The organism is Psychrobacillus sp. BM2 (assembly GCF_048572895.1).
Taxonomy (GTDB): domain Bacteria; phylum Bacillota; class Bacilli; order Bacillales_A; family Planococcaceae; genus Psychrobacillus.
In genome coordinates this window covers 3,555,775-3,570,360 of the sequence record NZ_CP183878.1, presented here as the reverse complement: position 1 = coordinate 3,570,360, position 14,586 = coordinate 3,555,775, and the positions used below count along the sequence as shown (strand labels likewise).

The window sequence follows — 14,586 nt, the reverse complement described above, 5'->3', positions numbered from 1 at the left end:
ACCCCTAAAAGCCCGATTGGTATTGGTTCAACTAACAATCGGGGGGAGATCCTCAGATTGAATTTTCACTTTATTATTTCCTCCAGGCAAGTGCCAAGATAGAAATGATGATCAATATAACTCCTGTCATCGTAAATCCGCTAGCAGCATCTAGTTCAAGAAAACCAGTAATACTTGAACCCACTACAACTCCAATAGAGAAGAACGCATAGAAGTATCCGTATGCCTTACCACGGTATGACAGTTCACTTGAATCGATTAAAAGCGTATTAATAGAAGGAAACAGAAACGCAAAGCCTATTCCATATAACCCCATCCAGATGTAAAGTAAGTTCAGCGAATCTGTATGTCCAAGCAATAGCATACTTATTCCCATGATGCTCATTCCAAAAGTTAGTGTGTAGACAGGCCTCACACGGTCAAATATTCGATTAATCGGTAGTATAAACACTAAAATTGCTACAAAACCAAACGTACTTAGAAGCAACCCGCTTGTTTTAGTATCAAAACCAAGATGTACTATTTTTAGAGGTAGCATATAAGCTAGAACCCCTTGCGAAAACATTAAGAAAAATGCACCTGCAAAAGACTTAATAATTCCATTCTGTTGAAAAATAGAACGAACTGAGTGAGGAGAGGAAGCTTCCTTACCCTTTCTTTCAATCGCTACTTTTCTTAGTAAAACTAACGATAGTACACTTAATACAAGCATAATGGAACCTGTCATCCCCAAAACAAATACCTCATTTTTTTTACTTGCAACAATACCACTAATTGCAGGACCTGCGATTGCGGCAAGTCCAACAAATGCACCAGATAGTGCAACACCCTTACCACGTTTATCCTTTGAGGTTTTATTGGCCGAATAGGTAAACGCAGCAGGTACAATTAGCCCAGCAACTAAGCCATGTAAAAATCGAATAACTAATAAACCGAGTGGGTCGCTGGCAAATTGGTAAAGGAATAACGAAAAGCTCGTCGTAAACAAACCAATGATTAAAATATAAAAGGGTCCTTTTCTATCGGTTAAGAATCCAGATATAATATTGCCGATTGTATTTGAAAGAGAATACATTCCTACGACTAATCCGGTTATAAAGGGGGTAGCACCAAGAGATTCTGCAAAGGGACTCATAATTGGTAGTTGGGAAAATAAGTCGAAAAACGAGAAAAAAATAATAAGATATATGAAAAAATGCATAGTTGCTCCTCATTTCTAGAAAAATCTATACTTTCAGCTTAACATTTTTTATTAGTATAAAGGTTTTAAAATTATCTATAAAGGGAATCTGGGACAGACAAAATATGCTAGGGGGTAGTCCGGTGAAAGCAATGTTAATCTACAATCCATCTTCTGGTAAAGCAGATGCTAAGCAGTATAAAGAAAAAACAATTAATGTATTAGAGGGATTGGGATATGAAATAATCATAAAGGAGACAGGGAAACAAAATGATGCCACAATATTTGCTAAACAAGCCTGTTCAGAGAAAGTAGACTTTCTGCTAGCAATGGGTGGTGATGGGACGGTTAATGAGGTAGTAAATGGTCTTGCTAAACAACTTCATCGTCCTGTATTTTCATTTATTCCCCTAGGAACTGTAAATGATTTTGCACGTGCATTAGGAATTCCATTGGAACCTGAGCTTGCCATTGAAGCGTTGAAAATGACTAACACCCTACTGGTAGATATTGGTCAAATAGATGATAAATATTTTATGAATATAGTAGCTATCGGTGATATAGCTAGTCGAGTAGCTAATACCACTGTTGAACAAAAAACAAAAATGGGCTCACTTGCCTACCTTTTAGAGGGTGCAAAAGCTATTATTTCTAGTGAAGAAATAGAGATGACAATAACACATGATCTAGGTATTTGGAAGGGTACGCCTATGCTAATACTAGTGGCTTTAACGAATTCAGTGGGAGGATTTGAAAAAATGGTAAATACCGCTGAGATAAATGATGGAAAATTACATATTTATATTATAAAACAAGCAGGACTAGCTTCTGTAGCTAGAATGGGTGCAAAAATATTATTTGGAAACTTAAATAAGGATGATGGGGTTGAAGTGATTGAAACTACCGATGTATTAATCGAATCACGCAAACCTTTATATTGTAATGTGGATGGGGATGAAGGAGATTGCACCCCATTAGAAATAAAAGTATTACCCAAACATATAAAAATGCTAATTCCCCAAAAAAGTTGAAACTTAACGGTTGAAAAAGCTTTTAATTTCCAGGATAATGATATAGAATAATACAACATACCTAATGGTTGTGTATAATTAAAAAGACCTAATTCGAGGAAAAAGAGGGACATATGAAGACTGTAGAGAAGCAATTTTTAGAGAATTTCTCCAAAATATATAATAGAGAAATAGGTGTAACAACAAAAGTCGCGGGTTTAGATTCTTTTTTAGAATTAGAAGAACAGTTATTTCAAAAAATGTTTTCCTTCGAAATAACTGAAGCGAAGGAAATTTTAAGAAGCATGATAGATTTATTAATAGCTAGAACACGTAAAAATATGATTTTAAACGTAAAGTATTACTACATACAATTATCAGCTGTTATGGGAAGAAAGTTAAATGAAAGTCAAGTTCCCGTTGATAAAGTGAGAGCTTTTAATATTGCATGTTTAGAAACGATCGAGACGAAAATGAGTGACGCACAATTTTTATTATGTGCAGATGAGTTGGTTGAATTTTTTGTGATGGTAATAACCGAAAGAAAGAAACCATCGTTTGGACATCAAACTGTTAACAAAGTAATCCTCTATATAAACGATGCAATAGAGACAAATCTAACAGTAGAGGAAATCGCTAAGCACTTTAGTATTAGTACTAGTCATCTATCTCGTATTTTTAGAGAGCATACAGGTGTGACTCTCGTGGAATATTTAAATGTTCGTAAAGTGGAAGAATGTCAATATTTTTTAAGAAATACGAATAAAGCTATTTCCGATATTTCAAATAGTTTTCATTTTTGCAATCAAAGCTATTTCACCCGCATATTTAAAAAGTATACGGGACTGACTCCGAAGCAATATCGGGATAACCAAGAATATCCAAGTTTTAAATATAATTTTCCTAATGAACAACAGTCTGTATAAATATTTTAGGTTAAATTTGATAAATAGCTTCATAGTAAGGTATACTTCTTATAGTTTGATGAGTGAAGGTGAATAGAATTGAAAAAGAAGATTAGTTTATTTTCTATCCTTGTATTTGCGGCATTAGTGCTTAGTGGATGTTCTGGAGTAGAAAACAAAGAAGGTACTTTTTATAATATTTTTGTTCGACCTTTTGAATTTCTTATACATTTCTTTGGAGAAATGTTCAATGGCAGTTACGGATTAGCGATTATCGCTATTACCGTGCTTATTCGACTTGCTCTTATGCCTTTAATGCTTAGAAATTATAAAAATCAACAAGGCATGAAACAAAAAATGGACAAGTTGAAACCAGAAATGGACGATATCCAAAAGAGACTAAAAGAGACAAAAGATAAAGAACAGCAAATGGCTCTACAACAAGAAATGATGGGATTATATCGTAAGCATGGGGTAAACCCACTTAATATGGGTTGTCTGCCGATGGTTATCCAGATGCCTATAGTAATGGGATTGTATTTTGCAATTCTATATTCTGCCGATATTAAAGCACATCCATTTTTATGGTTTAACTTAGGTTCTCCTGATATTGTGATGACACTTATTGCTGGAGCAGTTTATTTCATTCAAGCAAAAGTTTCATTATGGACAGTACCTGAGCAGCAACAGAAACAAATGAAAATGATGATTTATATTTCGCCTATAATGATTATGTTTATTTCCTTCAGTTCTATGGCAGCACTGCCAGTATATTGGACTGTCGGTGGACTATTACTAATATTCCAAACATACTTGGGGCGCAAATTCTACTCGAATCATCCAGAAAAAGCAGAAGAATCTGTATAACATGAAAACGAAGCGCTTGTTGCTTCGTTTTTTTCTTGAGTGTCCAGACACTACAGCACCTATCCCGCCTGAGTCTCTTCAGACTTGCGGGACTGCACGATGCAGGTTAGTCAGTCGTTGCGATCGCGTTGTCGCAAACTTAGGGTGACTTCCCCAAAAATAGGTGCTTGTGCTTTTCTTAGGAGGTGTGTACATGAATAGGAATTGGATTTTTGGATTATTAATAGCAGCGGTGAGTATTTCGGCATTAGTATTTATCATTAAAGGAAATATTAATATGGCTGTGTTATTTATGACAGCAATCTTCGCATTAAGTAACGGCTTCCGAGCGATGAGCTTTAAGGAAAAAGGGTTCGTCAAAGAGGCCAAGTGGATGAAGGGTATGTCCATTTTGTTTGCTGTCCTATTTTTTGTTGTGTTAGTTTTGTTAATTTTTTAATAAAGAAATAAGAGCGTATTTACCTATAATAGGTAAGTGCGCTTTTACTTATTTAGGAGGATTTTATTATCGGTAACAATGGGTATAATTATTTTGGTGAAGTTCGAATGGAATACGAGAATAGTTATCGGAAAAATGGTAAACTAGAAATAACGTAATAAGAAAGAAGGAAGTCCAAAATAATGCAATCAAGATATAACTATTTACAAGGAAAAAAGAAGAAAAAGTGGCCGTATATTGTTTCCGGAACCATTGCAGGAATATTTATCGGAGTAATAGTAGTGTGGGTTGGGATGAATGATTGGAATATAGATAAGAGTATAGAAGAACTTCGCAATCTGACTGAGGTTAAGCAAACGGTTGAAGTAGGCAAAACGGGAGAATCTATTGTAGAGAAACCTATCGTAGAAGAGCCAGTACAGGAAATTCCCGTTAAGGAGGTGCCTGTTGTGGAAGAAGTAGATATGTCTGGGGCAAATGGCTATATTGGTCATGAAATACTGCCTGAGGAACCGACAGTAAAAGAAGATATAGTAATTGCTAGTAAAAAGTATCCTCTTCCCTCAACTTATGCACCAGGTGAAAGCAAAGAAGCAAGAGCTGCATTTCAAGAAATGACAGCGGAGGCTACTTTGTCTGGGTACGAGCTTGTAGCATTCAGTACTTATCGATCATTTGACTATCAAACACAGCTTTATGATCGCTATGTAACGAATGATGGTCAAGAGGCAGCGGATCGTTATAGTGCTCGTCCGGGTTATTCCGAACATCAAACCGGACTTGCTTTTGATATAGGAGAGCAGCATTTTGAGCAACATTTTGCACGAGAAAGCTTCGGTGAAACAGAGGCTGGAAAATGGGTGGCAGCTAATGCCCATAGGTACGGATTTATCATGCGTTATCCAAACGGGGCAGAAAAAATTACAGGCTATATGTATGAGCCGTGGCACTTCCGTTATGTTGGAGAAGAGCTAGCACTTAAAGTATACGAAGCTAACGTAACATTAGAAGAGTTCCTGGATCTTTAACAGCCAGAGTGAGAATATAAAAAAGTGGTTTCCAGAAATGGAAACCACTTTTTAGTATAAAGTTTGTGAAAGTAGAAATACTGTTGTTTAATGTCTAGTTATCCAAAAAGCACTAACCTGTTTCTATTAGTTGCAGAAGGAGAACGGACAGGCAACCAAAAGACTACCGAAAAAAGTGAGTATTGGCTGTGACAATCGTCACAACCTATACTCACTAAAATTCACTCGGTAATCATATAGCAAAACGTCTGTCCAAAAAACTTCGAAAACGATAGAAACAGGTTTTGAACTTAAAGGACTTAGCATCTTTTATCCCAGTTTATCTTATAAGTCGAAGTTTTATTAAAGTATTGGAGAGATCAGACGAGCTAATGACTCTTTGAATTTAATCATTCTCGATCTTTCCTCATACATCTCTGCCGTCATCTCTGTAGATAACTTCATATCCTCTTCAAATATCACTGCTAACTGATGAGAAGTTTCCCGATCATATATAAATGCATTTACTTCAAAGTTCAATTTAAAACTTCGCACATCAATATTTGCCGTTCCCACTGTAGAAGCTTCATCATCAATGACAATCATTTTTGTATGCAAAAATCCATTTTGGTAAATATATACTTTAGCTCCCGCTTTTATTAAATCTCCTACATATGAGTAAGTTGCCCAGTAAACAAAAATATGATCAGGTTTATTTGGAATCATGATTCTTACATCAATGCCGGAAAGACATGCGATACGTAATGTATCCATGAAGCTAGCATCTGGGATGAAGTAGGGAGATTGGATATAAATATACTTTTTGGCCATCATAATTAACTTAAGGTATCCATTTTTTATTTGCTCCCATTCGGAATCAGGTCCACTAGAAACAATTTGTAAACCAACAGAGCCCTTCATCGGAATAGCTGGGAAAAATATATCAGAATACTCAATATCATGCTCTGCCGAGGCTTGGTTCCAATCGAGAATGAATCGAGTTTGAAGCGGATGCACGGAACTACCTTCAATACGTAAATGCGTATCACGCCAATAACCAAATTTCTTTTTTAGACCAAGATATTCATCACCAACATTAAATCCTCCGATATATCCAATTCGTCCATCTATTACAACGATTTTCCGGTGATTCCGATAATTCATGCGTGGATTGATTAGTGGAAATATAGAAGGGAAGAATGCTTCTACACGGCCACCTAACGCGATTAATTCTTTAAATTGTCTCTTTCTTAAGAAACGTGATCCTGTGTCATCGTATAAGATTCTTATTTTTATCCCTTGTTTTGCTTTTGCTAACACAGCCTGATAAATTTGCTGCCCTAGGGAATCTAATCGGAAGATATAGTATTGAATGTGGATATGATCCTTTGCTTGTCCAATATCGTGTAGAAGTGCATCAAACTTTTCTCGTCCATCAATGAAAATTTCCACTTTATTGTCCTGTGTTAAGACGGCTTGGTTATTATGTAAATGCATGACGATTAACTCTTTATAGTGCATTGCATCATCTAGGCGGAAATCGAATGAGTCATCTTCAATGGCTTCCATTTGAAACTCAATGAGCTTATCGATACCAATCTTGTTTTTTCCTTCCCAACGGAATAATGTTTTTTTTCGTAGCTTTCTTCCAAACAATAAATAAATGCCAAATCCTAATATGGGTATAAAGAAAAGAACAAGTATCCACGCCCAAGTAGAGGAGGCATCTCGACGTTCCAAAAATATTAGAGCAATTGCCAAAGAAATATTTAAAATAAGAATGCCAGAAACGATAAAACCATAAAAGCTTGCTACCAAATTTTCACCCCCGATGCCTGTCTATTCATTCACTTTTTTATTTATTTCTAGTATAGCTGATTTGTCTTAAAGAAAGTAGGGAATGCATATAATAATTAGAAAGTAATCCCTACTTGACCAATAGGGATAAAAGTATTATTATATGATGAGCATAAGAGATGGAGGGTATTTATATGAATTTATTATTTGTTATTCTTAACATAGTAGCTTTACTGCTATTAGTAGGGGTATTAATCATAATGCAAAAAAAACATGTTTCTTTTTCGAAGCGTGTATTTACAGCTCTAGGATTAGGTATTGTACTAGGGTTAGTATTGAATCTTGCCTACGGGGTAGATTCGGAAGTATTGGCAGAAACAGTACCTTGGTATAACTTAATTGGTACTGGTTACGTGAAATTATTACAAATGATCGTTATGCCTTTAGTATTCATCTCTATTTTAGGGGCGTTTACAAAAATCACGATTGGTAAAAACTTCGGTAAAATGGCAGCAATTATTTTAAGTTTCTTAATCGGAACTACTGCTATTGCGGCAGTTATTGGTATTAGCTCCGCGGCAATATTCGATTTGAATGCAGATCAAATCGTTCAAGGAGATGCGGAAACTGCACGCGCAGAATATTATGAAGGTCGCTCAGCAGAAGTCGCTGATAAATCACTTCCAGATCAAATAATTGATTTAATACCTGCAAATCCATTTTTAGATTTCACGGGAGCACGTCCAACATCAACAATTGGTGTAGTTATCTTTGCAGCATTCTTAGGATTCGCTTATTTGGGAATAGCGCGTAAAGAGAAAGAAACAGCAGTAATTATTAAAACAGGTATCGATGCAGTTTACAAATTAATTATGCGAGTAGTAACACTGGTACTTCGTTTGACTCCGTACGGAATCCTAGCAATTATCGCAAGAACAGTTGCAACATCTGATTTTGGTGCTATTTTCAATTTAGGTAAGTTCGTGCTTGCTTCTTATGTAGCATTAGCAGTAATGTTCGCAATTCATTTATTGATCATTACACTTTCTGGATTAAATCCAGTTACGTATGTTAAAAAAGCAGCAGAACCATTAATCTTTGCGTTTACTTCACGTTCAAGTGCTGGTACGCTTCCGATTAATATTAATGCACAAACTACTAAAATGGGTGTGTCAGAAGGAATTGCCAACTTCTCTGGTTCTTTTGGGTTATCCATTGGTCAAAATGGTTGTGCAGGAATTTATCCAGCGATGCTGGCATTTATGATAGCTCCATCAGTAGGTATCAATCCGTTAGATCCAATGTTCATTTTAACGGTAGTTGCAGTAGTGGCAATTAGTTCGTTTGGTGTAGCAGGAGTTGGAGGCGGTGCAACATTTGCTGCGATTCTCGTTCTGTCCGCATTAAATTTACCGGTTGCACTAGCAGGTCTTCTTGTATCTGTTGAACCGTTAATCGATATGGGACGTACAGCGGTAAATGTGAGTGGATCAATGACAGCTGGTGTCGCAACTGCGAAAATCACTGGTGAACTAGATAAAGACCTATACAATACACCTTTAAACAAAATCGCAACAGACGAAGCATAATATAAATTAGAAAAGCCATCCTTTCTTAAATAAAGGGTGGCTTTTCTATAGGGTAGTATATAAAAATGTAGCGTGAACATAGGGTTCTTGAGATTTTATAGAATGAATATTACAGCTGATTTCCGTTACAGGTGGACGCGTTCCGCGGGGGTGAGCGATGAGCCATCACCGTCGCTTACGCGTCGATGTGATGTCTCATCCGTCTCACTCATCCCGCTGGAGTCGCCACCTTTCACTCCAATCAATTAGGTGAGTAGTGCTCAAATATAAGATATAGCATAGCCTATCGCTTAGATTATAATAGTAGTCAAAGTTAATATAGTGATATACAGTCTGTTGAATTAGGATACTATTTTGTAATGACGGATGAAATTAGTAGATTTTATTATACTAGTGGAAATAAAGAGAAATAGTAAGTATTTACTAAATAAAGAAGTGAAATAGCGAACGAAATTGCATCTTCGAGAGCTTCCTTTTGGAATAGTTAGTATCTTTTCTCTAGTTATCTAAAAACGCACTTGTCTGTTTCTGAGAGTTGTAAGAGGGCGACGGACAGGCAAACGCCATAAGATTACCGAAAAAGGAATGCTGGTTGGTTGTGACGGACGTCACAACCAACCAGCATTCTTAAAAGTTTCATCGGTAATAATATAGTAACAAGTCTGTCCAAAGCCTACTAAAAACGCTAGAAACAGGTTTTGACCTTAAAGGACCGGGAGTATTATTGTACGGTTTTATTTATGTTTAGAAATAAGCTCTTGGATACAGTCATTAATCCGTATAAATGCGAAATATTTAAAATATTTTTACATAAACTGGTGTAGTAGTTTGCTATAATCGATTTAACTAGGCTGTAAGGAGATGGGAGAATGCTTCAAGCGATAAACCTTTCTAAAAAATTTAAAACAAAGGAAGTTGTTAGAGCGATCAATATTGAACTATTGGCAGGGGAATCAGTTGGACTATTAGGACCAAATGGTGCAGGGAAATCGACGACTATTTCTATGTTATCTTCCTTAATTGCACCGACAAGCGGAGATATTTTATGGAATGAAGAGTCCATTGCAAAAAATCCAGAGCCATTGCGTAAAACATTGGGTGTAGTTCCTCAAGAAATTGCTTTATATCCAGAGCTTTCTGCAAGAGAGAATTTGGCCTTTTTCGGTAGGATTTATGGACTAAAGGGGGATCTTTTAGACACAAGAATAACTGAAGTTCTAGAAAAGATCGGATTGCTGGATAGACAAAAGGATATAGTTAAAACCTTTTCAGGAGGGATGAAAAGACGTCTAAATATTGGGGCAGCTCTTCTGCACAAACCTTCTATGTTAATCATGGATGAACCGACTGTCGGGATAGATCCTCAATCGAGGACCTATATTCTAGAAACAGTAAAACAGTTTGTTGAACAGGGAATGACGCTTTTATATACCAGTCACTACATGGAAGAAGTAGAAATGCTGTGTGACAAAATTTACATTATGGATCAAGGAAAAATAATTGCACATGGTACAAAAGAAGAGCTTAAAGCACTCGTCTCTGACAACCAAACAATTGAATTGAAAGCGAATTTACTCACAGCGAATTTTGAAAAGGTCTTGGGAGAACAGTTCCCAAAAGCAACCCTTCGAATAGTAGAAGAGATACTAACGATTTCGATGTCCAAGAATGAAGAGCCACTAGCTACTATTTTTGCGATTGCTGCTGCGAATAATGTAGTGATTACCTCTGCGATTGTCAAAGTGCCATCTCTGGAAGATGTGTTTTTGCATTTGACTGGAAAAGCACTGAGAGATTAAGAGGGGAGACCTGAGTCATGCTGTTTAGTTTAATTGCAAAGCAAATGAAAATGCTTATTCGAAATAAGCAACCGTTAATTATTTTGTTAGTCATGCCACTTGTTTTAATAACCATACTTTCTAATGCATTAGGAAGTATAATGGATGGCGGTGAAGAAGCGGCTATTCAAGCAAATTTACTCATAGTAGATGATTCATCATGGGCTCAAGAGGAAAAAGCAATCAAGCTCTTCCTAGAACAAGAAGGAGTAACAGGCCCACACTTGGATGCTTTGCTCAATCAGTTAAAAAATAACGATCCAATCGAATTATTGAATAGCACCATTTTGGCTTCTAATGAAATGAGAAAGTATATTGCAACAGACTATAAACAGAAAGTAGATTTAAAAGCTGCAAGGCAGGAAGAAAACATAGATGGGATACTTAATATTCCTTCTAACTTTCGATTGAATTATATTAAATCAGCGTACTTTAACAATGCTGACATTGCAGAGCTACCTTTATACTTAAATCAAGATAATGACATTCGTGCATCTATAATAGAATCGGTTCTAGGGGATTGGCAAAGTGGATATACGCAATCAGCGGCACTTTTAGCGGTAGGTTTATCACCTCAGGAGATAATGACTAATGTCAGTAGTGTGGAGAAAATAGAGCAGGTTTTAGAGACAAATGAGAGGAAGATTCCTGCATCGATTTATTACACCGTTGGGATGTTAGTGATGTTCGCCTTATATATTCCTGCTTTTCTAGCAGGCTTTTCACTACAGGAGGTACAGTGGAAAGTATATGATCGTATTTTGCTCGCTGGAGTCTCACCTATATTTTATACGCTTTCGATTTTCTTTACAGGAGCACTTGTGGCCTTTATCCAACAAGCGATTATGCTCTTATTTGGTATGTTTGTATTAGGAATAGAATGGATTGGATTAGAAGGAATGACTGTTATTATAGTTAGCTATAGTGTATTTGTTGGTGCATTATCATCTTTATTTACAACTCTACAGTTTCGAACAAAAACAGAAGGTATTGCGAATGTTTTCAACGGGTTATTCATTACGGTATTTTCTTTCCTAGGTGGATCTTTCTTTAACATTCGAGATATTTCTGAAATGCTTGGGAAAATTGGAGATTTTACACCTAATGGTGCCACGATGTCTGCTATCCTATCTATACAAAAAGGTCAGGATCTATCGGTTATTTGGTCCTTTATGTTGGCTCTATATATACTTGTCGTTATTTGTGTATTACTTTCCATTGTTTTCTTTCCGAGAAGAGGTGTGGCAGAATGACGGGAATATGGATTGCTAGATTTCAAAATTTAATACGTAAGCCTATCGTTTTAATCATGATGACAGTAATGACCTTAGTGATGGCATATGTGGTAGGTGGCTCTAGTAATGGCAAGCTGAGTATATCAGTGGCAGTGGATGACTCAGAACTGAGTCAAGCCGTACTAGAAAAGCTCAAGGAAAAGGATGGGTACTCACTTCGGGAAATTACGGATGAAGAGCTACAACAACAAGCAAAAGAAGATGTTCGAATGATAGGTATTGCGCTGAACGAAGCATCCTATACCATTTTTTCTGCCTCGGATTCAGATAGTGTGAGAAATCTATCTCTAATAGTAGAATCGGCTTATAGTGATATTGGTTTTAAGCAACAAGTAATTCAGACAGGCGGGGAGAATGCATGGGCAGAGTTAGAAGTTAGCTTGCAAGAAAGCCCAGCATTCCTCATTCAAACAGAGGCAATGGATGAGACAGAGGTATTTCGTTACGACAACGCTCTTCAAAGCTTGTTTGGTTTTATGTTATTTTTTGTTTTTTATACGGTTTCTATTAATGTTCAATTTATATTAGATGATAAGCGCTCAGGTGTATGGAATCGTTTAAAGCTCGCATCAATTAGTAGATTCCAATTGTACTTTGGGCATCTGTCTTTTAGTTATATTATTGGGCTTCTCCAAGTGCTGTTAGTCCTGTTTGTTTTCCGGTATGTGTTAGGGACCAATATGTACGGTGGTTTTTGGAAAGTAGTAATCATTGCAGCTGTCTATGTATTACTTGTAATGGCATTCTCTGTTTTTGTAATCTCTTTAGTGAAAACAGTAAGTCAGAGTAGTGTTATCATTTCCCTTGTAGCGGTGGCTTTTGCAATGATTGGTGGGGCGTATTGGCCTCTGGAAATAGTTCAATCCGAGGGACTACTTGCGATGAAATGGGTTTCTCCTATTTATTATGCAATGGAGTCTATGAAACGAGTAACGGTTTACGAGGGAACTTTAAGCAGTGTTTGGACGTATGTAAGTATGATGGTTGGTATTGCAATATTACTTTTAGTGGTAGGGATTACTTTGTTGGAAAAAAGAACGGAACGCTATCATTCCAGTGAATAGATGGGGGAGACGCGGATGTACTGGTGTAAAATTGCACGAACGGAAAAAGAATTTGAAGCTATCGCACGACTAAATTATGAGACGTTTGTGGAGGAGATACCACAGCATGAGCCGGATCCTAGTGGGATGCGGGTCGATGCGTTTCATCATGAAAATGTATATGTCATTGTACTAAAGGATCAGGAGTTAGCGGGGATGGTGGCATTTCGAGCTGCTCGTCCTTTTTCTTTAGATTTAAAGCTTGGCTTAGTGGAAGAATTTCTGCCAAAGGATGCATTAAACGGACTGCTATGTGAAGTACGATTAATGGCTGTTGATAAGGCACATCGAAACGGACGAGTGTTTTATTACTTAGCACGTGCTTTATCCGATTACGCTTATGAAAATGGATATGGAGCAGCTGTAATATCGGGAACGGTACGAGAACAGAAATTGTATAATCAGCTTGGCTTTGAACCCTTTGCAGATCCGGTGGGCACAGAGGAAGCGAAGTTTATCCCGATGGTACTAACTAGAGATCGTTTCGACCTTTCCGTCGCCGCTCGATTTAAACAAAAAAGATATTCTTTTTATCCGGGGCCTGTTCAGCAGTCTGAAGCAATTCAGCAAGCATTTTCTGTTAGACCTGTGTCTCATCGAACGCATGAGTTTAAGGTCATGTTGGAACGAGTGAAGAAGGACCTGTTATCAATGAGTGGTGCTACATATGCCCACTTGTTATTAGGTAGTGGTACGCTTGCAAATGAGGCGATGATAGCGCAGATACACGTTTTGGGAGAGAACGGGCTAATAGTCAAAAATGGGGCATTTGGTGACCGGTTGGAAAAACAAGCGGAGCGTTGGCAGCTATCCTTTGATGTTGCTACTTTTGAATGGGGGAGCTCCTATAATCTAGCGCTAATCGAAGAAAAGCTAGCCACGGGTGCTTATAGTTGGCTTTTGATGGTACATGGTGAAACATCTACCGGCATGTTAAATAGCTTGGAAGAGATGTCGATACTATGTGAACGTTATAATGTGTTGCTATGTGTGGATTGTGTTAGTTCATTTGGGGCGCTTCCATTTAAAATGGACAGCGTGTATCTAGCTACTGGTGTCAGTGGGAAAGCAATTGGTACAATGAGCGGATTAGCATTTGTATTCGCTAACACAGAAATAACGTCGAGTAATAATATTCCTTCGTATTTAGATCTGGGATTAAGCGTAAATGATGTAATACCTTTTACAATGCCTTCTCAATTTGTACATAGTTTAGAGGTTGCGTTAAAGTCCTATGAAAATGGAGTAAGGTACAATTTGTTATATAGTCGCATGCAATTTATCGAAGAGGAAGTGTCCAAGCATGGTATAGAATTGCTGTCGGATAAGCACTATTCGATGATTTTCACATGGACAGAGGAAAACTATCCATATTTAGCAGAGGACGCAAGAATGTCTGGATTCGACCTTCACTATAAGAGTGATTATTTAATCGAAAAGGGCTTACTGCAAATATCCTGTATTCAACCAGACTTTGAAGACGCCTGGGTGAAGTTTACGGATTGGCTAGACAACTATCGCTTATATCATAAGGTTAACTAGTGAATCACCGAATT

At 37.2% G+C, this 14,586-nt stretch carries 12 protein-coding genes; 10 read left to right on the top strand and 2 right to left on the bottom strand.

The genetic code is table 11. From position 1 onward, the window contains the following. Nucleotides 1–73 precede the first annotated feature (73 nt). On the bottom strand, nt 74–1,201 hold the full coding sequence (locus tag ACN6MX_RS17475) for an MFS transporter (protein WP_419960084.1): 1,128 nt from the start codon (nt 1,199–1,201) through the stop codon (nt 74–76). A gap of 131 nt (nt 1,202–1,332) precedes the next feature. On the opposite strand from ACN6MX_RS17475, the gene ACN6MX_RS17470 reads away from it, so the two are divergent. From ACN6MX_RS17470 to ACN6MX_RS17450, 5 genes are all read left to right on the top strand, one after another. Then, nucleotides 1,333–2,211: a diacylglycerol/lipid kinase family protein gene (locus ACN6MX_RS17470; protein WP_419962656.1), complete on the top strand. Its 879-nt coding sequence runs from the start codon at nt 1,333–1,335 to the stop codon at nt 2,209–2,211. A 113-nt stretch (nt 2,212–2,324) separates the two neighbouring features. Continuing rightward, on the top strand, nt 2,325–3,116 hold the full coding sequence (locus ACN6MX_RS17465; RefSeq protein ID WP_419960083.1) for an AraC family transcriptional regulator: 792 nt from the start codon (nt 2,325–2,327) through the stop codon (nt 3,114–3,116). 78 nt (nt 3,117–3,194) lie between these two features. After that, nucleotides 3,195–3,962, top strand: coding sequence for a membrane protein insertase YidC (gene yidC / locus ACN6MX_RS17460; RefSeq protein WP_419960082.1), 768 nt, complete (start codon nt 3,195–3,197; stop codon nt 3,960–3,962). A gap of 193 nt (nt 3,963–4,155) precedes the next feature. Beyond that, on the top strand, nt 4,156–4,401 hold the full coding sequence (locus ACN6MX_RS17455; RefSeq protein WP_419960081.1) for a hypothetical protein: 246 nt from the start codon (nt 4,156–4,158) through the stop codon (nt 4,399–4,401). A gap of 182 nt (nt 4,402–4,583) precedes the next feature. Further along, nucleotides 4,584–5,429, top strand: a complete 846-nt coding sequence (locus ACN6MX_RS17450) for a M15 family metallopeptidase (RefSeq protein ID WP_419960080.1) — start codon at nt 4,584–4,586, stop codon at nt 5,427–5,429. 342 nt (nt 5,430–5,771) lie between these two features. Here the strand turns inward: ACN6MX_RS17450 and cls are convergent, their stop codons facing one another. Further along, nucleotides 5,772–7,226, bottom strand: coding sequence for a cardiolipin synthase (cls, locus tag ACN6MX_RS17445; RefSeq protein WP_419960079.1), 1,455 nt, complete (start codon nt 7,224–7,226; stop codon nt 5,772–5,774). 173 nt (nt 7,227–7,399) lie between these two features. Here cls and ACN6MX_RS17440 point away from each other — a divergent pair, with 173 nt between their 5' ends. From ACN6MX_RS17440 to ACN6MX_RS17420, 5 genes are all read left to right on the top strand, one after another. Then, a complete protein-coding gene (locus tag ACN6MX_RS17440) occupies nt 7,400–8,794 on the top strand; it encodes an L-cystine transporter (RefSeq protein ID WP_419960078.1) in 1,395 nt (464 codons plus the stop codon). An 869-nt stretch (nt 8,795–9,663) separates the two neighbouring features. Beyond that, on the top strand, nt 9,664–10,593 hold the full coding sequence (locus ACN6MX_RS17435) for an ABC transporter ATP-binding protein (protein WP_419960077.1): 930 nt from the start codon (nt 9,664–9,666) through the stop codon (nt 10,591–10,593). A gap of 17 nt (nt 10,594–10,610) precedes the next feature. After that, nucleotides 10,611–11,885, top strand: coding sequence for an ABC transporter permease (locus tag ACN6MX_RS17430; RefSeq protein WP_419960076.1), 1,275 nt, complete (start codon nt 10,611–10,613; stop codon nt 11,883–11,885). Next, nucleotides 11,882–12,991 carry an ABC transporter permease gene (locus ACN6MX_RS17425; protein ID WP_419960075.1) on the top strand — a complete coding sequence of 370 codons (1,110 nt, stop codon included), beginning with the start codon at nt 11,882–11,884 and terminating at the stop codon, nt 12,989–12,991. Before ACN6MX_RS17430 ends, ACN6MX_RS17425 begins: the two co-directional genes overlap by 4 nt. A 15-nt stretch (nt 12,992–13,006) precedes the next feature. Further along, nucleotides 13,007–14,572 (top strand): GNAT family N-acetyltransferase, encoded by a 1,566-nt coding sequence (locus ACN6MX_RS17420; RefSeq protein ID WP_419960074.1) that lies wholly within the window; start codon nt 13,007–13,009, stop codon nt 14,570–14,572. Nucleotides 14,573–14,586: the final 14 nt, after the last annotated feature.